This window comes from Enterobacter cloacae complex sp. 394F7, assembly GCF_057320385.1.
Genome location: NZ_JBXWCS010000007.1, coordinates 45,138 through 69,247, shown reverse-complemented (window position 1 = coordinate 69,247; position 24,110 = coordinate 45,138). Strand labels below are relative to the sequence as shown.

The window sequence follows — 24,110 nt, the reverse complement described above, 5'->3', positions numbered from 1 at the left end:
TTTGCGAGCCTTTAGCGGGGATAATGAATCAGGGAGTGAAAATGCACCGGTCGGCTGCTGCTGTTGCGGTAGGCATGCGGTTTATCCCCGGCAAAACGCACACCCTGGTCGGCGTAAAGGGTTCGCCATTCGCCGTCAATTTTCATCTCCAGTTCACCGCTTATCACCACCACGTGTTCAATCACCCCCGCCTCGTGCGGCGTGGATTCACTCAGGGCGCCGGGCGCCAGGGTGATGGAGAAATGATCGAACTTCAGCGTCTCATCCCACGGGAACAGCGGTTTCACCACCATCGCCTGCTGCTGCGGGTCGAACACCGCCTGCCGGTCTGCCTCCGGCGTGATAAACGCCGAGAACGGGACGTTTAGCCCCGTGGCAATTTTCCACAGCGTCGACACCGTTGGGCTGGATTCATTACGCTCGATCTGTCCCAGCATGGCTTTTGACACCCCCGTCTCTTCTGCCAGCTTTGACAGGCTCCAGCCGCGCGCCTGGCGCTGCGTCTTGAGTGTTGTAGCAAGATGTTGTGTGATTTCCATGTTTCCTCCCGAGGGGGTAAGCATATCACTTGTACGCTATAACGCACAGTGCTACCTTATTGCGGACGTTATAACGCACAACGGAGATATTATGCGCCAGTCAGCCCCTCTTTTTCCCGCCATTCTTGCCGGATTTGTTGCCGTCCTGGTCGGTTATGCCAGCTCGGCCGCCATCATCTGGCAGGCTGCTGCCGCGGCAGGTGCCAGCGCACAGCAGATCGCCGGCTGGATGACCGCACTGGGGTTCGGCATGGGGATCAGTACGCTCGCCCTGTCATGGTGGTATAAAGCCCCGGTACTCACCGCCTGGTCAACCCCCGGCGCGGCGCTGCTGGCTACCAGTCTGCACGGGATAACGCTTGCAGAAACCATCGGCATTTTCATTTTCGCCAATGGGCTGATCTTACTGTGCGGCCTGACCGGACTCTTCGCCCGCCTGATGAAGCTTATTCCCCATTCGCTTGCCGCCGCGATGCTGGCAGGCGTATTGCTGCGCTTTGGCCTGCAGACGTTCAGTCACCTCGACGGCCATTTTCTGCTGTGCGGCAGCATGATTGCGGCATGGCTGGTCGCCAAAGCGCTGGCGCCACGCTACGCCATTGTGGCGACTCTGATAACAGGGAGCGTGGTGGCCTGGGCGGGCGGTGACGTTGTCACAAACCGACTCACCCTTTCCCTCGTCATGCCCCAGTTCATTGCACCTGCGTTTAACCTCACCAGCCTGGTCAGTATCGGCTTGCCCTTTTTCCTCGTGACCATGGCGTCGCAAAATGCGCCCGGTGTCGCCACGATGAAAGCGTCGGGCTATCCACTGGCGGTATCTCCACTGATGATCGCGACCGGCGGGCTGGCGCTGCTGCTTTCGCCCTTCGGCGTCTACTCCATCTGCATTGCAGCCATTACCGCAGCCATTTGCCAGAGCCCGGATGCGCATCCGGATGCCAGTAAACGCTGGCTGGCAGCGATGGCGGCAGGCGGTTTTTATCTGCTGGCGGGCGTATTCGGGGGATCCCTTACCGGGCTGATGGCGGCCCTGCCGCCGAGCTGGATCCAGACGCTGGCAGGCCTGGCGCTGCTGGGCACCATCAGCGGGAGTTTGTATCAGGCATTGCATAACGAAACGGAGCGTGACGCGGCGATTGTCACGTTTCTGATGACCGCCAGCGGCGTGACGCTGCTCGGGATTGGCTCTGCATTCTGGGGGCTGGTGCTGGGAGGCGTATGCTTCGCCGTTTTATCACGCCTTCGCCGCGCGTAGCTGTGAAGGCGTCATCCCCATCACGCTGCGAAAGCGGTTGCTGAAGTGGCTGGCGGAGTTAAATCCACAGGCGAGTGCAATATCCGTCAGCGGCGTCGCCGTATGCTGCACCAGCGTTTTGGCTTTCTCCATGCGGCGCTGCATCACGTACTGGTGCGGTGCCAGCCCCGTCGACTGACGGAACATGCGGGCAAAATGGTACTCACTGAGCGCGGCCTGCGCCGCCAGTTCAGCCAGCGTGAGCGGTTGAGCAAGGTTCTCTTCGATAAAGGCCAGCACGTTGCGCAGTACAAACGGCGATAGCCCGCCGGTGACCACCGGCAGTTTCCACTGCACATTCGAATAGTTCTGCAGCAGATGGGTCAGCAGCAGCGTCGAGGCCGTGCTGAGCGTCAGCTGATTGGCTTTTTGCTGCCAGTCACAGCCGAGCAAAAACTGACGATAGAGCGCAGTGATTTTTGCATCGCTGCCAAAGATTTTTTCATCCAGCGTCAACGACAGCGGGCGTTTGTCCCAGATTTTTTCACCCACATCGCGCAGATGGTCATCGGTGCAGTAGAGGTGGACAAACGACAGGTCATCGCGGATATCCCACGTCGACTCACTCTCTTTCGGCATCAGGCAAAAACGATCCGGCCCACCACCGTTTTTCCAGCCGCCCGGCGTTTTTTGATAGCTCTCATAACCGTCCGCCACGTACAGGCTCAGGGTGTGATGATTGCTTTTTACGGTGATCGTGTCGCGCTTGTTGTACCACGCCGCCAGCTGGATACCGGAATTGAGCGCAACGGTTTCCCGCAGCACGGCGTTCTGTTGGCGTAGCGTTTCAAAGGTATCGTAAGCGTGTGACATAACCGTTAGCGCGTCTGTGAATCAGAATGTCAGTCTAAGAATTGTTGCTTCACGTTGCCAGACCCCGGAACAGAAAAAAGCGCAAGATTTTGCAAGTCCGCCGCAGGACGGTGAAAGCCTGTCAACGTCTTCGTCGCCATACTGTGGGTTTCCGTGGTTTGAGAAGAGAGACAACATGAACGCATTGTTATACGGACTGGTGGTGGTTATCTGGGGAACCACCTGGATTGCAATTTTCCTGCAGCAGGGTCCTGTGGCGGCTCCGGTGTCCATTTTCTGGCGTTTTGCGCTGGCCAGCGCCACGATGATGGTGGTGCTCCTGGCGCTTGGCCGCCTGCGTAAACTGGCGCTTCGGGATCATCTGTTCTGCGTGCTGCAAGGATGCTGCGTGTTTTGCTTCAACTTCTGGTGCTTTTACACGGCAGCGGCGCATATTAACACTGGCCTGGAGTCGGTGATATTTTCCATGGCGGTGCTCTATAACGCCATCAACAGTTTTATTTTCTTCGGACAGCGTCCACCCGCGCGTTTCTGGACAGCCGCCGCCCTGGGTCTGGTGGGGATCATCACCCTCTTCTGGGACGATCTGCTGGCCAGCGGCTGGAGCGTATCGCTGCTGACGGGCATTGGCCTTTCCGCACTCGGGACCTACGGCTTCTCGCTGGGCAACATGATCAGCATGCGGCATCAGCGCAGAGGGCTAGAGACGATGACCACCAACGCGTGGGCGATGCTCTACGGCACGCTGGTGATGGGCTGCATCGCGCTGTTCAGAGGCGACAGCTTCGCGCCGCAATGGACGATGAGCTACATGGGAGCGCTGGTCTATCTGGCCCTGTTTGGTTCGGTGATTGCCTTTGGTGCCTACTTCACCCTGGTCGGACGCATTGGTCCGGGCAAAGCGGCCTACAGTACGCTGCTCTTCCCGCTGGTGGCGCTGTCCATCTCCACGGTGTATGAAGGCTACGTCTGGCACATTAACGGCATTATCGGGTTACTGCTGATTCTGGGCGGGAATATGGTGATGTTTACCAGACCGGAAACCTGGTTCAGACGCCTGCGTACGGCATAAAAAAACGGCCTGCGCTTGCAGGCCGTATGTGATTATTTCGCTGTTTTATGCACATCAAACATGGTGGCGTCCGTCGCCATGTCATCAACAACCTGCTTCAGCGTCGCGAAGGTCATTGGCGTATTTTCGTTGCTCAGCTCTTTGCCTTCACCTTTACGAACAACCTTGATTACCGGTTTGTTCGTCGCCGCATCAATCAACTCACCTTCGAAAAAGAGATGGGTATCCATGGTGCGATGGCCGGTTGCCATCTGCGTACCTGCCACTACCAGCGCAACAGGCACCACTTCATAGAACTGCAGGCCCTCTTTCTGCGAGCTCACCCCGGTGATCGCCCCGCGGAAAATCAGGCTGTGTTTGCCCGGCGTCGTCACAATTGGCTTGCGTTGGCCAATCGCGGTTTTCAACTTGTTATTGGTGTAATTTAACAGTTCATCAAGCGTACGTTGACCAATCTGGGTGGTTGGTTTAGGTGTCGGATAATAGGTAATTGGCGTCCAGATGATACTGTCGTAATTCGCCTCGTTATAAGAAGGATCGACCCAACGCAGGGTTGGTTTACCCGTTGCGGATGTCGTTTGCTGCAAGCCTGAGTAATCTTTCAAAAAGCCGGAGTATTGGTCAGGCGCGGCAACTTTGGATGAACACCCCGCCAGTGCCAACAGACCAGAAAGCACTGCAACTTTAAAAAAAGAGTGAGTACGCATGATGGTTTTCCATGTTATCTGCAAGTATGCATTTGAAGTTATAGCAAAAGTCAGGCGGGTGCGTTGTGACAAAAAATGATGCTGAGAGCACAAATTGCGAAAAGTCTGCCCGGAGACGGTCCGGGCAGTAAAAAATTACTGATTAATATCCACCTGCCAGAAGATATGTTTGCCAAACGGGTCGATTTCGTACCCCGTGACGTCCTTACGAACCGGTTCAAAAATCGTGGAGTGGGCGATCATCACCGCGGGCATCTGATCGTGCATCATCTGCTGAGCCTGCTTATACAGCGCCACGCGTTTGTCATGATCGGTTATCGATTTTGCCTCGGCGATGATGTCATCAAACGGCTTGTAGCACCATTTGGCCGAGTTTGAACCGCCGTTCGCCGAGGTGCAGGTAAAGAGCGGACCAAAGAAGTTGTCCGGATCGCCGGTCGCCGTGGTCCAGCCCATCAGCGCGGCCTGATGCTCGCCGCCCTTCACCCGCTTCAGGTACTCGCCCCATTCGTAGGTGACGATTTTGGTCTGCACACCCACCTTCGCCCAGTCCGCCTGAATCATCTCCGCCATGCGTTTCGCATTCGGGTTATAGGGGCGCTGCACCGGCATCGCCCATAAATCGATGCTGATACCGTTGGCAAAACCGGCCTCTTTTAACAGCGCTTTGGCTTTTTCGGGATCGTATTCGTAATCCTTCAGCTCGCTGTCGGCCCCCCATACCCCCGGCGGCAGCAGGTTCTTCGCCGCCGTGCCAGTGCCGTGGAACACGGCGTCAATAATGGCCGGTTTGTTGATGGCCATCGCCAGCGCCTGGCGCACTTTCACATTATCCAGCGGAGGCTTCTGGGTATTGAACGCCAGGAAGCCGGTATTCAGCCCCGCCTTGCTCATGAGATTGATATCCTTGTTCGCCTTCATCCGCGGCAGATCGGCCGGGTTCGGGAAAGGCATCACCTGACATTCGTTTTTCTCGATTTTGGCAAAACGGACCGACGCATCCGGCGTAATGGTAAACACCAGCCGATCCAGCTTCGATTTCCCCTGCCAGTAGTCCGGGAAGGCGGTGAACAGGATGCGGGAGTCTTTCTGGTATTGCGCCAGCTTAAAGGGGCCGGTGCCGATGGGCTCCATGTCCACCTTCTCCGGCGTGCCCGCCTTGAGCATCGCGTCGGCATATTCCGCCGAAAGAATGGAGGCAAAATACCACGCCAGATCGGCGACAAATGGCGCTTCCGGGTGCGCCAGGGTAAAGCGCACGGTATGGTCATCCACTTTATCAATCGCGGTGATTAAACTGCCAAACTCCAGACTTTCAAAGTTGGAATAGCTGCCGTTAGAGACGTTATGGTAAGGGTGATTCGCATCCTTCTGGCGCATAAACGAGAAGATCACATCATCGGCATTAAAGTCGCGCGTTGGCGTAAAGGACTTATTGCTCTGGAATTTCACCCCTTTGCGCAGATGGAAGGTATAGACCTTGCCGTCTTCGCTCACCTCCCAGCGCTCCGCGAGGCTCGGCACCAGCTCCGTGGTGCCGGGTTTGAAATCGACCAGCCGGTTATAGACCGGCACCGCGCTGGCGTCCACGCTGGTACCCGAGGTATATAACTGAGGATTAAAATTTTCCGGAGACCCTTCGGAGCAATACACCAGCGTTTTCGCGGCTACGGTGGAACTGACCGTAAGCGCGGCGAGTGCCAGAGTTAACGTTGTGAGTTTGCTTTTCATCATTTATTCCTGTCTTTTAATTCGACGGCTAATTAATTCTTTTGCCATTTCATAAATAACATTAAAGTGAGGGAGCAAACACCCGAAAAATAAATAAGGAAGAAAACACTATGGGCTCGCCGCTTTCCAGACAATTAACGCAACGCTTTTTCCGTTATCTCGCCATCACCAGCCAGAGCGATGCAAAAGTCAGTACTCTCCCTTCCACTCCGGGCCAGCATGAGATGGCGCGAGAACTGGCGAAAGAGCTGACACAGCTGGGCTTAGACGACATTGTCATCGATGAATTTGCCACGGTCACCGCGGTAAAAAAAGGCAATGTGCCCGGCGCGCCGCGGATTGGATTTATTACCCATATTGATACCGTTGACGTGGGATTATCACCGGATATTCATCCACAAATATTAACCTTTAATGGTGAAGACCTCTGTCTGAATAAAGAGAAAGAGATCTGGCTTCGCGTCAACGAGCACCCGGAAATTCTGGCCTATCCCGGCGAAGAGATTATTTTCAGCGATGGAACCAGCGTATTAGGCGCAGATAATAAAGCCGCCGTGACCGTGGTGATGACCCTGCTGGAAAACCTGACGTCGGCGCATCAGCATGGGGATATCGTGGTTGCGTTTGTGCCGGATGAGGAGATTGGCCTGAAGGGGGCAAAAGCGCTGGATCTGAAGCGCTTCGACGTTGATTTTGCCTGGACGATTGACTGCTGTGAGCTGGGCGAAATTGTCTATGAAAACTTTAATGCGGCGGCGGCAGAAATCCGTTTTACCGGCGTCACCGCGCACCCCATGTCTGCCAAAGGCGTGCTGGTGAACCCGCTGCTGATGGCGACGGATTTCATTAACCATTTTGACCGGCAGCAAACCCCGGAGTGCACCGAGGGGCGTGAGGGCTATATCTGGTTTAACGGCATTCAGGCCGGGCAAAACGAGGCCGTACTGAGAGCGAATATCCGCGACTTCGATCAGGCAAGCTTTGCCGCCCGTAAGCAGCAGATTGCCGACGTCGCGGCGCTGATTGCCGCCCGACACCCCACCGCAAAGGTGGAGTACCAGATTGAGGATACCTACAGCAATATCAGCAATGCGATTGGGGAAGATCGCCGGGCCATTGACCTGATGTTTGCGGCAATGGAATCCCTTGGGATCACCCCCAAACCCACCCCGATGCGCGGCGGAACAGACGGCGCGGCGCTTTCAGCCAAAGGGTTGTTAACCCCGAACTTCTTCACCGGCGCGCACAATTTCCACTCACGGTTTGAGTTTCTGCCGCTGTCGTCGTTCGAGGCCTCTTACCACACTGCCCTGCAGCTCTGTCTGCTGGCCGCCCGTTAAGCGGGTTTACGTGCCAGCAGGGTCGCGAAGCGCAATTTGATGCGGTTGCCGTTCTCGTCGGTGCGATGCAGTTCGCCGGGATCTTCGTTGTACTTAAGCAGATCCCAGCCTTCGTAATAGTGGCTCAGTTCGCCGGTTTTGAATGCAAACGGGAAGCCGACGGTACAAGGATAATCCGCAGTATCCATGGCGGCCACAATCAGGTTGTAACCGCCCGGTTTCGTGCAGCGCTGCATATTGGCGATCAAACCAGGGATGGTTTTCGCTTCAAGGAACATCAGTACCACGGTGGAGAGAATGAAATCGTATTCCCTGTCAAAGCTCAGGCTGTTCAGATCTTTGATCGCCGTCTGCAGATTCGCTATGCCTTCCGCCGCTTTAATGCGTTCGATGTTATCGATGCTCATGGGATTTTTATCCCACGCCGTCACATCGTAACCGTTAGCGGCCAGGTAGAGGCTGTTACGGCCATTGCCGCAGCCGAGATCGAGCGTTTTACCGGGCTTAACGATCTCTGCGCTGTACAGCACCTCTGAATGGGTACGGGTGAGTCCATATTTCTCGGTGAAGTAGTTTTCGTCGACAGCCATTATTGTTCCTCAGATTGCATAAGCCGTGCTTTCTCAGTGCGCACCAGAAGTTTGCCCTGTATCAGCAGGATGAATGTACGAACCAACAGCATCCCAATGATGAAGTTAGTGAAGATAAAGAGCGGCACAGCAATGGCGTGGAAAAAGCCTGACGCGCTGCTGTGCCCCAGATGCAGACCGGTGGTTGCCAGTGCCGACACGCCAAACGAGAAGCTCCAGAACGATGCGTTAAACGGCTGAGACATATACCACGGCAACAGACGCAACATAAACAGCAGTTGCAACAGGCCATAACCGAACAGCATTTTGGCAAAGGTATCGGCTTCCCCGCCGTTGACGCTAATCCAGGCGCTACAGGCCACCAGCGCCGGGGCCAGTTGAATACCCAGCGACGTACGCAGTGCGGTGGGCAGTTCACCCGCGCTACGAAGGCGCTGGAGAATAACCGGTTCCAGGCTGAGCCAGGAAAAGACGCCTGCACCGAGGAAGACTAACCCTGCATCGTTAAACCCCAGCGCACCACACGCCATCGCGCTGATAAAATTGTTTGCCACCGTAGGCAGATATAACCCCGGCGTTGTCGCCTCCTGAGGATGGTTACCGCGCCATAGCCCGGCGCTTTGCCAGGCGGCATAGGCAAGCTGCACCATCACGCCCACGGCAAACAACACCAGCGAAACCGGGCGGTACCAGGGGACAAACCCAATGGCAACCAGCATCGTGGTGGCCGGAAAAAGGCTGACAAAGCTGCTCATTACCGGGTGTCGCATTTCCGCCAGCACGCTACGCGGGAAACGCACCGCGCGCGTAATAAACGCCACCGTCAGTAAAAACCAACATACCACCGCAAGGGCAACCAACCCCTCACCCGGCCAGCGCGTAACCGGCCAGAGGGTGCTGGCGTATCGCCAGGCGAACCCCATGCCGATAATGCCAAGGACCATGCCAAAATAACCTGCGGGCAGGTTAAGTACCTGCCGGGTTTCGTCATTTTTATTCATTAATTTTAAAGTTTAAAATGTATTTGAAATGCCATTTTAAGGTGTTTCCGCCTCGGATGCCAGCACAACGCAAAGCTGAAAGTTTGCTACGTTTAGTGAAGACGCTCACCAGGGATAACACGATGAAAAAGTATCGGCTCAGCGATGAAACCCGGCTCTGGCACTGGAAAAACGGCGAAACGCCCCACTCGGCTACGTTAAAGCAGATTATCGCCACGACAGATTTTAATGACGTCGCCGCCGGGACGAAAGGCGGCTGGATTGAAGATGAACGCGCCTTGTCTCAGGAGGGGAACTGCTGGATCTACGACGAAAACAGCGTGGTCTTCGCCGGTGCGACCGTCTCCGGTAATGCCCGTCTGACCCTGCCGTGCGTCGTCAGCGACCATGCCCATATTAGCGGCAACAGCTGGCTGGACGGGGCAAACGTGAGCCATGGGGCGCGAATAAGTGACAACGTCACCATCCAGAACTCCACCGTACGGGGGGAATGCCATATTTTTGGTGATGCCCGGGTGCTGCATAACAGCATGATTATCGCCGCCAAAGGCTTAACCCCAGACCAGGAGCAGATCCTTAAAATCTACGACAACGCGACCGTCAGCCAGTCGCGCGTGGTGCATCAGGCGCAAATCTACGGCGAGGCCATCGTCAATTATGCCTTTATCGAGCACCGTGCCGAGGTGTTCGACAAGGCGATTCTTGAAGGGAACGATATCAATAACGTCTGGGTCTGCGACTGCGCAAAAGTGTACGGCAACGCGCGCCTGATTGCCGGATTCGACGACGATGCCATCCCTACCGTGCGCTACAGCTCTCAGGTGGCTGAGAATGCGGTGGTGGAAGGCAACTGCGTAATTAAGCACCACGTGCTGATTGGCGGTCAGGCGTGGCTACGCGGGGGGCCGATCATGATTGATGATAAGGTTGTGATTCAGGGACGGGCGCGGATCAGCGGCGACGTACTGATTGAGCACCACGTTGAAATCACCGACAATGCCGTCATTGAGGCTTTCGACGGCGACAGCATTCATCTGCGCGGCGAAAAAGTAGTTAACGGCGAGAGTCGAATCACCCGCACGCCCCTGCTGGGCGCGCTATAGGGGGAAAACTCTGCCGTAAAGGTTCACATCGTCATAACGTCCATTGAGGTATTCCGCTTCCCGCAGGCACCCTTCCAGGGTAAAGCCGTTGCGACGCGCAACGTTGTTGCTGTTCTGATTCGCCACCCGGCACTTGATCACAAAACGGCGGATCTCGCCCCGCTCAACGTAGTAGCGCATAAATGCCTGCAAGGCGCAGGAGAGGATCCCCTTCCCCTGATGCGCTTCATCGAGCCAGTAGCCGATGTAGCCCGTTTTATTAACCGGCTCAATGGAATTGAACGACAGCACGCCCACCAGTTCGTCCGCCTGAAAAATAAGAAACATTTTCGCGTAGCCGCGCTGATGTAGCATCTGGTTGCTTTGCACGTTACGTCGGGTGTCTTCTTCCGTTCCCACGTGCTGCGCCCAATCAAACGCGGTTTGCAGAAAGGTGCGGTTTTTGACAACGAGGTTGTGCAGATCGGCGGTGTAGCGCTCTTCGACGGCGCGAAGTTCGATAGCGTCTGATACCGGGATAATTTCGAATTTTGCTGCGGTCATTGCCCCTCACCCTAACCCTCTCCCGAAGGGCTGAGGAATCCCCAGAAAATTAGATATGGATAAATGGTTGTTTATTGTTCAAAAATGGAGCTAAAAACAACCGATAACTCGACAGAAGATGCACATTTATGAGCGTTTTCTGTCTGTCTACGAGCTGAGTGAATCTAACTGCTCGCAAAATATTCATTCTAATCCTCTGAAACCACTAATAAAAAATTAGTGGGGATTCCTCAGCCCGAAGGGAGAGGGAATCGATCGTTAACGCATGACCCGGTCGTCAACGTAATTACGTTTGTCCGGCGCTGGCGGGAAATACTGATACAGCCAGGTTTCACTGATGGCATCGCCCTGACAGCGCAGGAACAGGCGCATATCCACCGGCTCCGTCGAATCGGACGTTGGGTACCAGTCAAACAGAATGCGGTATCCGTCAAACGGCTCAACGTAGAGGATTTCCACCTGCTTCGCTTCACCGCTGGAGAGCGTGATCACCGGCTCAATCCCCTTCGGCGCGGCCGCTTTCAGATCGCCGCCGACAAAGTCGATGGCGAAGCGGCGGGCCCATACTTTCGGGTAGTGTTCACCTGGCGCCCAGCCTTCCGGGAAGCCGCCCATACCGGTACGCGTCGCGAAGACGTTGGCCAGCGGGGAACGTACCGGCGGCATGGCGCTCCAGTACAGGCGATATTTGAAGTCCAGCTCATCGCCCGCTTTGACCGCTTTTTCCGGCTGCCAGAAGCAAACCACGTTATCCAGCGTTTCACCCGTGGTCGGGATCTCCATCAGGCCAACCGCACCTTTACCCCAGTCGTTACGCGGCTCCACCCACAGGCTTGGGCGTTTGTTATACCAGCCCATCACGTCCTGATAGTGGGAGAAATCCCGGTCAAGCTGCAGCAAACCAAACCCTTTCGGGTTTTTATCGACAAAGGCATTGAACTGCAGTTTCTGCGGGTTGTTCAGCGGACGGCAGATCCACTCGCCGTTACCGCGCCACATGGCCAGACGGTCGGAGTCATGGATCTGCGGATGAATGGTGTCGCACATACGGCGCTCGTTATTGCCGCAGCTGAACATACTGGTCATCGGCGCGATACCGAGCTGTTTGATGTCTTTACGCGCATAGAGATGGTTTTCCACCTCCATGATCACCTGGCTCTTCTCGCAGTGGATCACGAACTTATAGGCACCGGTAATGCTTGGGCTGTCCAGCAGCGTATAGACGGTAAAGGTGGTGTCGCCCGGTTTGACGGTTTCAAACCAGAAGGCCGTAAAATCAGGAAACTCTTCCGGCGTGTCGGTAAAGGTGTCCACCGCCAGACCACGCGCCGACAGGCCGTACTGGTAAGTGTCATCTACCGCACGGAAATAGCTCGCGCCGAGGAAAGAGACAATATCGCGACGCGCCAGCTCAGGCGCTTTGAAGGCGCGGAAGCCAGCAAAACCGAGGTCGCTCTGCCCTTCCAGCTGTTTGGTATCTACCCCGGTATCCCCGTAGCTGAACAGCTCCGGGCGGAAGTGGATCTCACGCGCCTGGGAGGTGGACTGGTCCAGGGAGAACATCCGCACGCGGCGGCGGAAGCCCATCCCCATGTGGAAGAACTGCACGTCAAGCTGACGGCCTTCAATGTTGTTCCACAGGGACTGCTTTTCATCGTACCGGATGGCGTTATAGGCCTGCGGCGTCATGGTTGCCAGCGTTTCCGGCAGCGGACGCGGCGCACCACCCCACGGGGTTTTCGCCAGGTCATGGGCCATGGATTGCAGTACGGAGAAGTCAAAACGACGGCTCTGGCCATCGGCGATGTCAGAGTCAGCGGCATAGGCCGCTCTGGAGAACAGTGAAGCAAGGCCAGAAGTGCCGCTCAGGGCTGCCATTGCCAGCGAACCTTGTAAAAAACGTCTGCGATTCATGCCTGGAAAAACGTCCTTATGGTCGTGTGAATGTGTTTCGCGCTCGGCGAAATGACGGCAAGAAAGAACGCACAGCCTAAACAAAAACGGTTAAGAATCCAATTGTTGGCCGGTGATTATATGAGCAAAGTGAGAAATATTTTCTGTCGACCAGAACGGCCCGAAAGTGGTGTAAAGAAAGCCTGGAAAGTGTGAAGAAAAATGCCCCGGTGCGACATCGACAACCGGGGCGAAATGAGGTGGTTATTTTACGCTGACATCGATACCCGGGAAGTACTTATCAGCGAGTTTTGCGATCATGCCGTCGGCACGAACTTTATCAATCGCGGCATCAAGCTGCTTTTTGGTGGCCTCATCCCCTTTGCGCAGCCCAAAGCCGATCCCGCTGCCGAGGATGGTGTCGTCAGACACCGGTTTGCCGATAAAGCCAAACCCTTTCCCCTGCGGCTTGCTCAGGAACCCTGCCTGCCCGGCCGCGGACATCACCAGCGAGGCGTCGATGCGGCCATTCAGCAAATCGCCCCACGCCATATTCTGATCTTTATACGACACTACCGTGACACCCTGCTTTTCCCAGTGCTCTTTGGCATAGGTTTCCTGAATGGAACCCTGCAACACGCCAATGGTTTTGCCTTTCAGCCCTTCAGGTGTCGCCTCTACTGCGGTTCCGGCCTTGCCCACTAACTGCGAGGGGATGCGGTAGATAGGTTGGGTAAAATCAATACTTTTGCGCCGCTGTTCGGTGATGTTCATCGCCGAGTTGATGGCATCAAATTTCTTCGCCACCAACCCCGGAATCAACGCATCAAAGGATGTTTCCACCCAGGTGCATTTCAACGCAGCGGCTTTGCAAATGGCATTCCCCAACTCAACGTCAAACCCTTCCAGCTCGCCGGAGGCATTGCGGCTCTCAAACGGTGGATATTCCGCTTCCAGTCCGTACCGCAGTTCGGTGGCCGCGAATGACGAAAACGTACACAGCAGTCCCATGCCGACAACTAACGCGCGTAATTTCATCTCAAACTCCTTAGCGTGGTTTAACCCGACACAGGGCCTGGGCACCTGCCCGTAACGTCGCCTCATCTTTGGCAAAAGAGAGACGAATCAATTTATTGTCCGTACCATCCGTATAGAAAGCGGACAGCGGAATGGTCGCGACACCGCACTCAACGATCAGCCGTTTCACCATCTCGCTGTCGGGCTCGTCGCTGAATGGGCTGTAATCTGCCAGCAGGAAGAACGAGCCCGCGCTCGGCAGCAGTTTAAACGGCGACTCAGCCAGCAGAGTTTGCAGCAGATCGCGCTTGCGCTGATAAAACACCGCCAGCGACAGCCAGGTTTGCGGATCGGTCATATGTTCGGCAAACGCATGCTGCATTGGCGTATCGGCAGAAAACATCAAAAATTGATGCACTTTACAAATTTCTTCCATCAGTGCCGCCGGTGCAACACAGTACCCCACGCGCCATCCGGTAACGTGATAGGTTTTTCCGAAGGAAGAGATAATGACGCTACGCTCCGCCAGCTGCGGATGTGTGGCCATACCGTGGTGCGGTTCACCGTCAAAAACGACGTGCTCGTACACTTCGTCAGACAAAATAATGATATCGGTATTGCGCGTCACGGCCACCAGCTGCTGCAGGTCATTCGCGGAGAACACCTGCCCGCTTGGATTATGTGGCGTGTTGATGATGATCATGCGCGTTTTGGGGGTGATGGCTGCGCGGACCTCATCCCAGTTCACGGCAAAATCCGGCACCGTGAGTTTGATGGCGACCGGGGTGGCGCCCTGAAGGCGAACAATCGGCGCGTAGCTATCAAATGACGGTTCGAAGTAGATCACCTCATCGCCCGGATGCACCAGCCCGCTGATGGCGGAATAGAGCCCCTGGCTGGCACTGGCGGTAACCAGCACCTCGCGCCCCGGGTCATACGTGGTGCCGTAAAGGGTGGCAATTTTCTCCGCGATACGCTCTTTCAAAGGCTGCAGGCCGGTCATCGCGGCATACTGGTTATGCCCTGCCTCCATTGCGCGGGTTACGCCCGCAATCAGTTTCGGGTCGCAGGAAAAATTCGGTGCGCCCTGAGAAAGATTGATGGCGTTGTGCTGAGCAGAAAGCTGGCCGATTACGGTAAAAATGGTGGTACCCACATCCGGTAATTTGGAACGGGTTTGTACCGCGGTCTTCAGGGTCATCATTTATCCTTCTCATGGGGATTGCATAACTATTCAAACAACAACGCCGTTGCCGGGACAATCGAATTGTTGTCATAATAGCCATGAGAAAAATGCATAGCTGAGGTGTTTTTATGTCGCGCCGTTCGCTCCCGCTCAATGCCATCGACGCCTTCCTGGTGACCGCGCGTCACCTGAATCTCACCCATGCCGCCAGAGAGCTTTGTCTGACTCAGGGGGCCGTGAGCCGTAAAATCGCCGCTCTGGAAGCGTGGTTTGGCTTTCCGCTTTTTGAACGCCACGCGCGCGGATTACGCCTCTCTTCCCAGGGTAGCGCCCTGCTGCCGGAGCTACAATCCGCTTTCGAACAGATGCTGAACGTGGCCGATCGGGCCCGCACCCAGCATACGGTGATCCGGCTGAAAGCGCCTACCTGCGCCATGCGCTGGCTGGTGCCGCGCCTGCTGGAGGTAGAGCGCGAGCAGCCCGATCTGCAAATCGCGTTGACCACCACCACCGATCATAACGTCAACTTTAAAACCGAATCCTACGACGCCGCCATCGTGTTTGGCACGCACATGAGCGCGGGCGATCTGCTGTTCGAAGAGGCGTTAACTCCGGTGCTCAGCCCGCTGCGGGCGGGGACTGGACTGGGTTCATTAACCTTTCTTCACCCGACACGGGATAAAACCGACTGGTCACTGTGGCTGGCGAAACAGGATGAGCCGGGCGTTGTTATGCACAAAAATCAACACTTCGACACGATGGATCTCGCCATTACGGCGGCCATTCAGGGGCTGGGCGTCGCCATCGCCGATGAAACGCTGGTGGAAGAGGACATCCGCGCAGGAAGGCTGGTGCGGCCTTTTGCGACCAGTATCAAAACCGGTGCGAGCTACCGGCTGGTGCTGCGCGAAGCGCCAGGCACGGAAAACGGCCTGGCCGCATTTCGTGCCTGTTTGCTTAATCGAGGTTAACGTGGTGCTTCATCACCCGTTTAAAGAGGCTCATGCGGGCACGCATAAAGCGGTTTTCAAGCTTAAAACCTGCATGCTTATTCACACCAATGCGTAACAGGACGTCACGCCCTTTACGGCAGGCTGGCCAGTGCGTCGGCCCAGGCAGGCTGTCACGATACCCGGCATCGCGGGCAAAACTCACCCAGTAGTCGGCCACGTGGGCGGCGAACTGTAAATCACGTGCGTTCACATACTGCCGTGAAGGTTCCACTTCTCCGAGCGTATCAAATACATACGGCACCTCATTGCCGTGCCAGGCACCGTTGATATAGGTGGCGTGCTCCGCTTCGGCCACATAGTCAAACCAGTAGCGCCAGCACGGCGCGCCGACGCGCTGCTGGGCCTGCATCACCACATAGCCCATGGTGGTGAACGCCATATCCCGGCACACCTGCCTTCCCAGCTCTTCATCGCCTTTCACTCCCGGATAGAGCAGCTTGATCAGCCCCAGACCAAAGCGCCGCTCCCGGCGGAGCTTCTGAATTTGTCCGGCGAGATCGATGCCAAACACCGCCATTACGCTCGCCTCGTCGCTGTTGGAGCCAATCATGATGGGGACACGCTGCTGACGGGCGGCAAAGAAGACGTCCAGCATCGGCTCCGGCAGCACACAATCTCCGGCGACAGGCGCCGGGGCGATATTCAGCGGTGCCGTTAACGGCCAGAACGACTCAGGTGGAATAGCACGCAGCTGCTCCGCTGTCGCGTTCTCCAGCCCAAAATGCGCGGCCAGCGCTTCCCCTTTTCGCAGGGCCTGCTCGCGCGGGGTATCCGGCAAGGTATAGCCACTTTGCACAATCGCTTTATGAAATAACCCTTTCGCCAGCGGCGAGGCCAGCAGCGACAACACGCTGCGTGCGCCAGCTGATTCACCAAACAACGTGACGTTTTCGGGATTGCCGCCAAACGCGGCGATATTGTCCCGCACCCATTCGAGAGCGGCGATCTGATCCAGCAGGGCAAAATTGTGCACCACGCGATCTTCTTCCCCCTCCAGCGCAGGATGGGCGAAAAAGCCGAGATGACCAAGGCGGTAATTGAGGGTGACGACCACAACGCCGCGTTCCGCCAACGCCCTGCCGTTATAGGGAGGTAACCCACCCGCGCCGAGCGTGAACCCACCACCGTGCAGCCAGACCATCACCGGCAGCGGCTCAACGCGGTCAACGGGCGACCACACATTAAGATAAAGACAATCCTCTGAAAACTGTCCGGGATCCCCGCCACCCAGCTCCTGGCAATATTCGCTGCTTTGCCAGCTTGAGGCGGAAAACGCCGTTGCCATGCGAACCCCATCCCAGCGTTCGGGCGGTCGCGGCGAGCGCCACCGCCAGTTGCCAACGGGCGGTGCGGCGTAGGGAATGCCGTACCACGCCTGAACAGTATTATCCGTAAAACCAGCCAGTGCGCCGTAGCGCGTTTCAACCACAGGGGCGGAGGGATATTGCATAACTACCTTCTTTTTCCATCACACCCCTGAAGAGTAACGATTTCAGAGCAAACCGCAACGCTGTTTGCTGCGGGTTTCCGCCTCCTCGTACAGTGCGAACTCGTCATAGACCGGGCAGCCCAGCGCCGCTTCGAAGGCATCCCGGCTGGCGTTACCGTGGCTGCGCGCCTGGGTTTCATTCCCGAGATTGGACTGGAAAATCCCTGCGGCGCTGACCGGCAGGAAATCTTCATAGGTGATCGGCTGGGCAACCACCCACCCGCGTTCAATTAACGGCTGCGGATCGTCGCCCGGACGAAACGCATGACGATGCGCTTCACCCGCTGGCGTCAGGCGATAGCGGAAATACGCCAGCTTCTGTCGGCGCATCATCAGCTCGCTGTCCGGGAAGGCGCTGAACACTTCACGCAGATGAAGCTGATGGGTCAGGTTGTCTTTGCCGGTGCCGGACTCGGCGAGCAAACTGTCATAAAGCTCGCGACCTTTCGGCGTCAACGCCACCCCGCGCTGCTCAATTTCACCAAAGCGCGCGGTATGGGTGCCTTTATGTTCCCCGGCAAACAGCACCGGCTCTTCCAGCGCCTTGAAGCTGGTCTGACGCAATAACACCGGCACCTCGCGGCGCGGCGGCCCTTCAATCAGAATTTTGGGTTCAATGCCGTACTTCGGCATCAGCTCCTGCACCCGGTCAATATCCAGCGTGCGTGGCGTAAGGTGGTTGATGTGGCATCCCGGGAAACAGACCACATCCGCAATCAGGCGATGCTCATTATGCAGCGCCAGATAGGTCTCCTGATCGACCGTCGCATGACGGTGCCAGCGGAAGGTTTCTAACGCTTCCTGAACAAACTCCCGCGCCTGCGCCTCGGTGAACGCCCCTTCTTTTTCATGCAGTTCGATGAGCGCCAGGCAGCGCGGCGTAAAGATGTTGCGGTAAGAGAGGATCTCCGCCGCCCGCTCGCGCAGGGCAACGTTCTCAATCAACTCAAGGCGCAGCAGTGAGGTAAAGATACGAAACGGGTTACGGCACAGCGCCGCATCATCCACCGGGCGAAATGCCGTCGAGTGAACCGGAACGCCCGCCTGAGAGAGATCATAGTAGCTGACCGGGTACATGCCCATGATGGCAAACATACGACGTAAAGTAGAAAGCTCTTTTGCGGTGCCAACGCGGATAGCCCCGTGACGCTCCACATTCAGGCGCGCCAGCTCATCTGCATTCGCCAGTTGTTCATGTAAGAGTGGATTGTTTTCCAGAACCGCCAGGTTTACGTCCGCGACCAGCTCAAGCAAGGTGCCGTACTGCGGAACTTCCTGCTGGTACATCGCCGACATAGCCTGCGAAAAATGTTCCCGAATATCATCAGCCGTGATGGTGTTCGCCATGGTGTCATGCCTCCAGTGAATATTACCTGGAGTGTAGAGAAACCCGTTCCTTCCGGGGGGAAGAATTTACGATTTGTGATCTTACGACGACAGTGGTCAAACCGTGTGCTGCCCGAACCTGTCGCGGCCGTACCAGGCCCCCTTCCTTTCCCCCCGGCCCGTCGTGCAGGATTTTCCTTATAATTAATGATTATTCTGTATTCTAGCTATAAAGGAGTAATTTTGGAGGCCATCCCGGCTAAAAATTGAACGAAATTGTGGCGCTACAATTTTTATCCTCACCTTTCAGGTTTTTAGCGGCAACTTAGGATTAATCCGAGCATTTTTTTACAAGTCCTTCCCACTCATCCATATTTTTTCGCCAAACGAAGCGTAAACCCACCCATATTTTTAAATAACGCAACCGTGAATGGCGAAACGCATTTGACGCATGCCGCACAGCGTCTAAAGTTATTACTCGAACGACGAGTGATACGGAATATTTCTGTATCGTACTGACATAACCAATATATGACTATGAGGTTTAATATGGCAGAGCATCGTGGTGGTTCCGGTAATTTCGCTGAAGACCGTGAAAAAGCATCAGAAGCTGGACGTAAAGGCGGTCAGCACAGCGGCGGTAATTTCAAAAACGATCCGCAACGCGCATCTGAAGCAGGTAAGAAAGGGGGTCAGAATAGTCACGGCGGAGGCCGTAAATCTGATAACTCCTGATTTTATTAAGCTGTCTCAGTAATACCAGAGAGCATGCTGCGGGCCGAAAGGCTCGCAGTTCCCTTAACGTTTTAACCGGAGCAAAATATATGAATATGAAAAGTATCGAGGATGTTTTTATTCATCTACTGTCCGATACCTACAGCGCGGAAAAACAGCTTACCCGAGCCCTGAGCAAACTCGCCCGTGCCGCCTCCAGTGAAAAGCTCAGCGCGGCCTTCACAGCCCACCTTGAGGAGACGCAGGGTCAGATTGAGCGTATCGATCAGATTATCGAACAGGAAGACGGTATTAAGCTTAAGCGAATGAAATGTGTGGCAATGGAAGGCTTAATTGAAGAGGCCAATGAGGTCATCGAAAGCACAGAAAAGAATGAAGTCCGTGATGCTGCATTAATTGCTGCAGCGCAAAAAGTGGAACATTACGAAATTGCCAGTTACGGTACCCTTGCCACATTAGCAGAACAACTTGGCTATAAAAAAGCCGTTAAACTTCTTGCCGAAACACTGGAAGAAGAAAAAGAAACCGATCTTAAACTCACCGACCTGGCCGTAGGAAATATTAACCAAAAAGCGCAAAAATGACGCTATAACACAGGTTAAATATAATGAGCATCAGTCCCAGGACAATTAAACGGTGCCATTTAACGGCAGCTATAATATGGTTCATCCTTGCTATTCCTTCCGTAATATGGTGGAAGAATAGCGTACTATGGGTCATTATCATCAGTATTTACGCCAATATTGTCGGCCATTTATCTGGCTACAGTGCCGCACGTGCCGATCAGGCTGCTGAAAGTGAGACCAAATAAGCGAACCTATAATGAGGAACGAAATATGAATCACGTAGAACACTACCATGACTGGCTACGCGATGCCCATGCAATGGAAAAGCAAGCCGAATCAATGCTGGAATCGATGGCCAGCCGTATTGAAAATTATCCTGATGTTCGCGCCCGTATTGAGCAGCACCTTAATGAGACAAAACGGCAAATCACATTGCTGGAGGAAATCCTCGATCGTAATGATATTTCTCGTTCGGTTTTAAAAGACTCGATGAGCAAAATGGCTGCGCTCGGCCAGTCCATCGGCGGCATGTTCCCGTCCGATGAGATTGTTAAAGGCTCCATCAGCGGCTATGTTTTCGAACAGTTCGAAATTGCCTGCTACACCTCCCTGCTGGCCGCGGCCAAAAAAGCGGGCGACACCGCCTCTGTACCCGCCATTGAAACCATTCTCGCCGAAGAGCGCGAGATGGCCGACTGGCTGATTCGTCATATTCCGCAAACGACGGAACAGTTCCTGCTGCGTTCTGATGCATCAGGTGTCGAAGCGAAAAAATAAACCACAGGAGAGTGTATGTTTCGACACGTCAAACAGCTGCAATACACGGTTCGCGTTGCTGAACCGAATCCCGGCCTCGCCAATCTTCTGCTGGAACAATTTGGCGGGCCGCAGGGTGAACTGGCGGCCGCCTGCCGCTACTTCACCCAGGGCCTGAGTGATGACGATCCTGGCCGTAAAGATATGCTGATGGATATCGCGACCGAAGAGTTGAGCCACCTCGAAATCATCGGGACGCTGGTCGGCATGCTGAATAAAGGGGCCAAAGGCGCGCTGGCGGAAGGGGTAGAGAACGAAGCCGAGCTGTACCGGTCCATGACCGAAAACGGCAACGACAGCCATATCACCTCCCTGCTCTACGGCGGCGGTACCCCGCTCACTAACTCCGCGGGTGTGCCCTGGACGGCGGCCTATGTTGATACCATTGGTGAACCCACGGCGGATCTGCGCTCGAACGTGGCCGCAGAGGCGCGGGCAAAAATCATCTATGAGCGTCTGATCAACGTGACAGACGATCCCGGGGTGAAAGATGCACTGGCGTTTCTGATGACGCGAGAGGCGGCGCACCAGCTCTCCTTCGAGAAGGCGCTTCAGTCTATTCGCAATAATTTCCCGCCGGGGAAATTGCCGCCAATCGAGGAATTCACCAACAAGTACTACAATATGTCTGAAGGTGGCGAGGTCCGCGGAAGCTGGAACAGCGATAAGCATTTCGACTACGTTGAGGCCCCCCAACCTGCGGTTGACGGTGGAGACGGGAGTGCAAGCGTGACGCTCTCGACCGAACAGGCTACGCTCGTCAAGGCGATGTCTGCTCGCACAAAATCCGATCCGAATGCCGACCCGTTAACAGGTGCCGAGCTAGGCGCCGGTAAGAAAAAACCGTAACCGGTTTTGCCAGGCAGCTCCCGCTGCCTGGTAATTCTCGTGCCCCATCGTTCCAGAGGTACGGACCATGTTCGAACTCGACGCGTTTCATCTGGCGAGAATTCAGTTCGCTTTTACCGTCTCGTTTCATATTCTCTTCCCGGCGATCACCATCGGGCTTGCCAGCTATCTGGTGGTGCTCGAAGGGATGTGGCTGCGTACCAAAAACGACGTCTGGCGCTCCCTGTACCATTTCTGGCTCAAAATATTTGCCGTCAACTTTGGTATGGGCGTTGTGTCCGGGCTGGTCATGGCCTATCAGTTCGGCACCAACTGGAGCGGGTTCTCTCAGTTTGCAGGTAGCATCACCGGGCCATTGCTGACCTACGAGGTATTAACCGCTTTCTTCCTGGAGGCCGGTTTTCTTGGCGTAATGCTGTTCGGCTGGAACAAGGTTGGACCGGGACTGCACTTCTTCGCAACCTGCATGGTTGCGCTGGGTACGCTAATGTCCACCTTCTGGATCCTCGCCTCTAACAGCTGGATGCACACTCCGCAGGGCTTCACCATTGAGAACGGTCAGGTGATCCCTGAAGACTGGCTGGCCGTCATCTTCAACCCCTCTTTCCCGTACCGGCTGATTCACATGTCCATCGCCGCGTTCCTCTGCAGCGCGCTGTTTGTGGGCGCGTCGGGGGCCTGGCACCTGCTGCGCGGCAACGACACGCCCGCCATTCGCAAAATGTTCTCGATGGCCATGTGGATGGCCCTGCTGGTCGCCCCCATTCAGGCCGTAGTCGGGGATATGCATGGCCTGAACACGCTTGAACATCAGCCTGCCAAAATCGCCGCCATCGAGGGGCACTGGGAAAATCCGCCAGGGGAAGCCACCCCGCTGCTGCTGTTTGGTCTGCCGGATATGGAAGAGGAGCGCACCAAATACGGGCTTGAGATCCCGGCTCTCGGCAGCCTGATCCTGACCCACAGTCTGGATAAACAGGTCCCCGCGCTGAAAGATTTCCCGAAAGAAGATCGCCCGAACTCCACCATCGTCTTCTGGTCGTTCCGCATCATGGTTGGCATGGGGCTGTTGATGATCGCCCTCGGCGTCCTGAGCCTGTGGCTACGCTATCGCCACCGCCTGTATCACTCGCGCCCGTTCCACTGGTTTGCCCTCTGTATGGGGCCAGCCGGTCTGCTGGCGCTGCTCGCAGGCTGGGTAACCACCGAAGTGGGTCGCCAGCCGTGGGTGGTCTACGGCTATCTGCGCACCATCGACGCGGTCTCTCTGCATAGCACGCTGCAGATGAGCATCAGCCTGCTGGCCTTCATCGTCGTTTATTGCTCGGTGTTTGGCGTGGGCTATGTCTACCTTGTGCGTCTGATTAAGAAAGGACCACAGCCGGTGGACACGCTAACCTCAAACACCTCGGGCACCCCCGCCCGTCCGCTGTCTGCCGCTGAGTCTGTTCCGGAAGAGGAGAGAATCTGATGGGCGTCGATATCTCGGTTATCTGGTTTGCCATCATCGTCTTCGCCACCCTGATGTACATCATCATGGATGGCTTTGATTTGGGGATCGGTCTGCTGTTTAACTTCGTGGGCGATGCTAAAGAGCGCGACGTGATGGTGAACAGCGTGGCCCCTGTCTGGGACGGCAACGAAACCTGGCTGGTGCTGGGCGGCGCAGGGCTGTTTGGCGCCTTTCCGCTGGCCTATGCGGTGATCATCGATGCGCTCACCATTCCGCTTACCGCCATGCTGATCGGTCTTATCTTTCGCGGTGTCGCCTTTGAGTTCCGCTTCAAAGCGACGCCCTCTCACCGCCAGTTCTGGGACTACGCCTTTGCCGGAGGCTCGCTACTCGCCACCTTCAGCCAGGGCGTGGTGGTCGGCGCGGTGATCAACGGTTTTGAAGTAGAAGGCCGACGCTACGTGGGGTCTGCCCTCGACTGGCTGACCCCCTTCAACCTGTTCTGCGGTATCGGGCTGGTAGTGGCCTACACGCTGCTGGGCACCACGTGGCTTATCATGAAAAGCGAAGGTGCACTGCAAAACCGCATGCGCGAGTTGACCCGCCACGTGCTGCTGGCGCTGATTGTCGTCATCGCGGTGGTGAGCATCTGGACGCCACTCGGCTGGCAGTACGTGGCCGAGCGCTGGTTTACCCTGCCTAACTTCTTCTGGTTCCTGCCGGTGCCTCTGCTGGTAGGCGTATTTAGCCTGTGGATCTGGCGCTTGACCCGCAACCCGGCCAGCCACGCGCGTCCGTTCCTGTTGACGCTTGGGCTTATCTTTCTCGGTTTTAGCGGACTGGGCATCAGCCTGTGGCCGAACATTATTCCGCCGCGCATTAGCCTGTGGGATGCCGCGGCCCCGCCCGCCAGCCAGCTTTTTATGCTGGTGGGGACGTTACTGATTATTCCGGTGATCCTGGTGTACACCGCCTGGAGTTACTACGTCTTTCGGGGAAAAGTTTCTGATACAGAAGGTTACCACTGAGGT

General features: G+C 55.8%; 24 protein-coding genes. 12 read left to right on the top strand and 12 right to left on the bottom strand.

Features of this window, described 5'->3' with window-relative positions; all coding sequences use genetic code 11:
- Window positions 1-11: 11 nt before the first annotated feature.
- Window positions 12-539 carry a helix-turn-helix domain-containing protein gene (locus tag AC2FAK_RS12000; RefSeq protein ID WP_095455188.1) on the bottom strand — a complete coding sequence of 176 codons (528 nt, stop codon included), beginning with the start codon at window positions 537-539 and terminating at the stop codon, window positions 12-14.
- On the opposite strand from AC2FAK_RS12000, the gene AC2FAK_RS11995 reads away from it, so the two are divergent.
- Window positions 436-1,797, top strand: coding sequence for a benzoate/H(+) symporter BenE family transporter (locus AC2FAK_RS11995; protein ID WP_311379476.1), 1,362 nt, complete (start codon window positions 436-438; stop codon window positions 1,795-1,797). The two genes, AC2FAK_RS12000 and AC2FAK_RS11995, sit on opposite strands and share 104 nt — an antisense overlap.
- On the opposite strand, the gene AC2FAK_RS11990 is transcribed toward AC2FAK_RS11995, so the two are convergent.
- Entirely contained in the window at window positions 1,777-2,649 is an 873-nt protein-coding gene (locus tag AC2FAK_RS11990) for a helix-turn-helix domain-containing protein (RefSeq protein WP_013096645.1), read from the bottom strand. The genes AC2FAK_RS11995 and AC2FAK_RS11990 overlap by 21 nt on opposite strands.
- 175 nt (window positions 2,650-2,824) lie before the next feature.
- Between AC2FAK_RS11990 and AC2FAK_RS11985 the strand changes: the two genes are divergently transcribed.
- Window positions 2,825-3,721 (top strand): DMT family transporter, encoded by an 897-nt coding sequence (locus tag AC2FAK_RS11985; RefSeq protein ID WP_020688599.1) that lies wholly within the window; start codon window positions 2,825-2,827, stop codon window positions 3,719-3,721.
- Between the two features lie 32 nt (window positions 3,722-3,753).
- Here the strand turns inward: AC2FAK_RS11985 and AC2FAK_RS11980 are convergent, their stop codons facing one another.
- Both AC2FAK_RS11980 and AC2FAK_RS11975 read right to left on the bottom strand, forming a co-directional pair.
- The gene (locus AC2FAK_RS11980) at window positions 3,754-4,428 is read right to left on the bottom strand and encodes a DUF3313 domain-containing protein (RefSeq protein WP_023619528.1); all 675 of its coding nucleotides are present in this window, start codon (window positions 4,426-4,428) and stop codon (window positions 3,754-3,756) included.
- A 135-nt stretch (window positions 4,429-4,563) separates the two neighbouring features.
- A complete protein-coding gene (locus tag AC2FAK_RS11975) occupies window positions 4,564-6,159 on the bottom strand; it encodes an ABC transporter substrate-binding protein (RefSeq protein ID WP_095455186.1) in 1,596 nt (531 codons plus the stop codon).
- A gap of 110 nt (window positions 6,160-6,269) precedes the next feature.
- Between AC2FAK_RS11975 and pepT the strand changes: the two genes are divergently transcribed.
- Window positions 6,270-7,499, top strand: coding sequence for a peptidase T (gene pepT, locus AC2FAK_RS11970; protein WP_045902945.1), 1,230 nt, complete (start codon window positions 6,270-6,272; stop codon window positions 7,497-7,499).
- On the opposite strand, the gene tehB is transcribed toward pepT, so the two are convergent.
- Together tehB and tehA are read right to left on the bottom strand one after the other, a co-directional pair.
- Window positions 7,496-8,089 carry a tellurite resistance methyltransferase TehB gene (gene tehB, locus AC2FAK_RS11965; protein ID WP_058661465.1) on the bottom strand — a complete coding sequence of 198 codons (594 nt, stop codon included), beginning with the start codon at window positions 8,087-8,089 and terminating at the stop codon, window positions 7,496-7,498. The genes pepT and tehB overlap by 4 nt on opposite strands.
- Complete coding sequence (gene tehA, locus AC2FAK_RS11960) at window positions 8,089-9,090, bottom strand: dicarboxylate transporter/tellurite-resistance protein TehA (RefSeq protein WP_095455185.1); 1,002 nt, start codon at window positions 9,088-9,090, stop codon at window positions 8,089-8,091. Before tehA ends, tehB begins: the two co-directional genes overlap by 1 nt.
- Window positions 9,091-9,212: 122 nt before the next feature.
- On the opposite strand from tehA, the gene ydcK reads away from it, so the two are divergent.
- Complete coding sequence (gene ydcK / locus AC2FAK_RS11955) at window positions 9,213-10,193, top strand: YdcK family protein (protein WP_095455184.1); 981 nt, start codon at window positions 9,213-9,215, stop codon at window positions 10,191-10,193.
- On the opposite strand, the gene rimL is transcribed toward ydcK, so the two are convergent.
- From rimL to AC2FAK_RS11935, 4 genes are all read right to left on the bottom strand, one after another.
- A complete protein-coding gene (rimL, locus tag AC2FAK_RS11950; protein WP_023619523.1) occupies window positions 10,188-10,736 on the bottom strand; it encodes a 50S ribosomal protein L7/L12-serine acetyltransferase in 549 nt (182 codons plus the stop codon). The two genes, ydcK and rimL, sit on opposite strands and share 6 nt — an antisense overlap.
- A 258-nt stretch (window positions 10,737-10,994) precedes the next feature.
- A complete protein-coding gene (locus AC2FAK_RS11945; protein WP_013096654.1) occupies window positions 10,995-12,650 on the bottom strand; it encodes a glucan biosynthesis protein D in 1,656 nt (551 codons plus the stop codon).
- A 243-nt stretch (window positions 12,651-12,893) separates the two neighbouring features.
- Window positions 12,894-13,667: a transporter substrate-binding domain-containing protein gene (locus AC2FAK_RS11940; protein WP_058684665.1), complete on the bottom strand. Its 774-nt coding sequence runs from the start codon at window positions 13,665-13,667 to the stop codon at window positions 12,894-12,896.
- 10 nt (window positions 13,668-13,677) lie between these two features.
- A complete protein-coding gene (locus tag AC2FAK_RS11935; RefSeq protein ID WP_095427381.1) occupies window positions 13,678-14,847 on the bottom strand; it encodes a pyridoxal phosphate-dependent aminotransferase in 1,170 nt (389 codons plus the stop codon).
- A gap of 113 nt (window positions 14,848-14,960) precedes the next feature.
- Between AC2FAK_RS11935 and AC2FAK_RS11930 the strand changes: the two genes are divergently transcribed.
- Window positions 14,961-15,803 carry a LysR family transcriptional regulator gene (locus tag AC2FAK_RS11930; protein ID WP_020688590.1) on the top strand — a complete coding sequence of 281 codons (843 nt, stop codon included), beginning with the start codon at window positions 14,961-14,963 and terminating at the stop codon, window positions 15,801-15,803.
- On the opposite strand, the gene AC2FAK_RS11925 is transcribed toward AC2FAK_RS11930, so the two are convergent.
- Both AC2FAK_RS11925 and hglS read right to left on the bottom strand, forming a co-directional pair.
- The gene (locus AC2FAK_RS11925; RefSeq protein ID WP_095455183.1) at window positions 15,790-17,295 is read right to left on the bottom strand and encodes a carboxylesterase/lipase family protein; all 1,506 of its coding nucleotides are present in this window, start codon (window positions 17,293-17,295) and stop codon (window positions 15,790-15,792) included. The genes AC2FAK_RS11930 and AC2FAK_RS11925 overlap by 14 nt on opposite strands.
- Window positions 17,296-17,337: 42 nt before the next feature.
- A complete protein-coding gene (gene hglS, locus AC2FAK_RS11920; RefSeq protein WP_095455182.1) occupies window positions 17,338-18,681 on the bottom strand; it encodes a 2-oxoadipate dioxygenase/decarboxylase HglS in 1,344 nt (447 codons plus the stop codon).
- 528 nt (window positions 18,682-19,209) lie between these two features.
- On the opposite strand from hglS, the gene AC2FAK_RS11915 reads away from it, so the two are divergent.
- The 7 genes from AC2FAK_RS11915 (at window position 19,210) to cydB (ending at window position 24,107) form a co-directional block, all read left to right on the top strand.
- Complete coding sequence (locus AC2FAK_RS11915; RefSeq protein WP_004150795.1) at window positions 19,210-19,395, top strand: con-10 family general stress protein; 186 nt, start codon at window positions 19,210-19,212, stop codon at window positions 19,393-19,395.
- An 89-nt stretch (window positions 19,396-19,484) separates the two neighbouring features.
- Window positions 19,485-19,979 (top strand): YciE/YciF ferroxidase family protein, encoded by a 495-nt coding sequence (locus AC2FAK_RS11910; RefSeq protein ID WP_014831873.1) that lies wholly within the window; start codon window positions 19,485-19,487, stop codon window positions 19,977-19,979.
- A 23-nt stretch (window positions 19,980-20,002) separates the two neighbouring features.
- On the top strand, window positions 20,003-20,206 hold the full coding sequence (locus AC2FAK_RS11905) for a hypothetical protein (protein ID WP_013096662.1): 204 nt from the start codon (window positions 20,003-20,005) through the stop codon (window positions 20,204-20,206).
- 25 nt (window positions 20,207-20,231) lie between these two features.
- On the top strand, window positions 20,232-20,738 hold the full coding sequence (locus AC2FAK_RS11900) for a ferritin-like domain-containing protein (RefSeq protein WP_013096663.1): 507 nt from the start codon (window positions 20,232-20,234) through the stop codon (window positions 20,736-20,738).
- A gap of 15 nt (window positions 20,739-20,753) precedes the next feature.
- A complete protein-coding gene (locus tag AC2FAK_RS11895; RefSeq protein WP_020688584.1) occupies window positions 20,754-21,626 on the top strand; it encodes a manganese catalase family protein in 873 nt (290 codons plus the stop codon).
- A gap of 67 nt (window positions 21,627-21,693) precedes the next feature.
- Entirely contained in the window at window positions 21,694-23,097 is a 1,404-nt protein-coding gene (locus tag AC2FAK_RS11890; protein ID WP_013096665.1) for a cytochrome ubiquinol oxidase subunit I, read from the top strand.
- Window positions 23,097-24,107, top strand: coding sequence for a cytochrome d ubiquinol oxidase subunit II (gene cydB, locus AC2FAK_RS11885; protein ID WP_020688583.1), 1,011 nt, complete (start codon window positions 23,097-23,099; stop codon window positions 24,105-24,107). The genes AC2FAK_RS11890 and cydB overlap by 1 nt, the downstream gene beginning before the upstream one ends.
- Window positions 24,108-24,110: the final 3 nt, after the last annotated feature.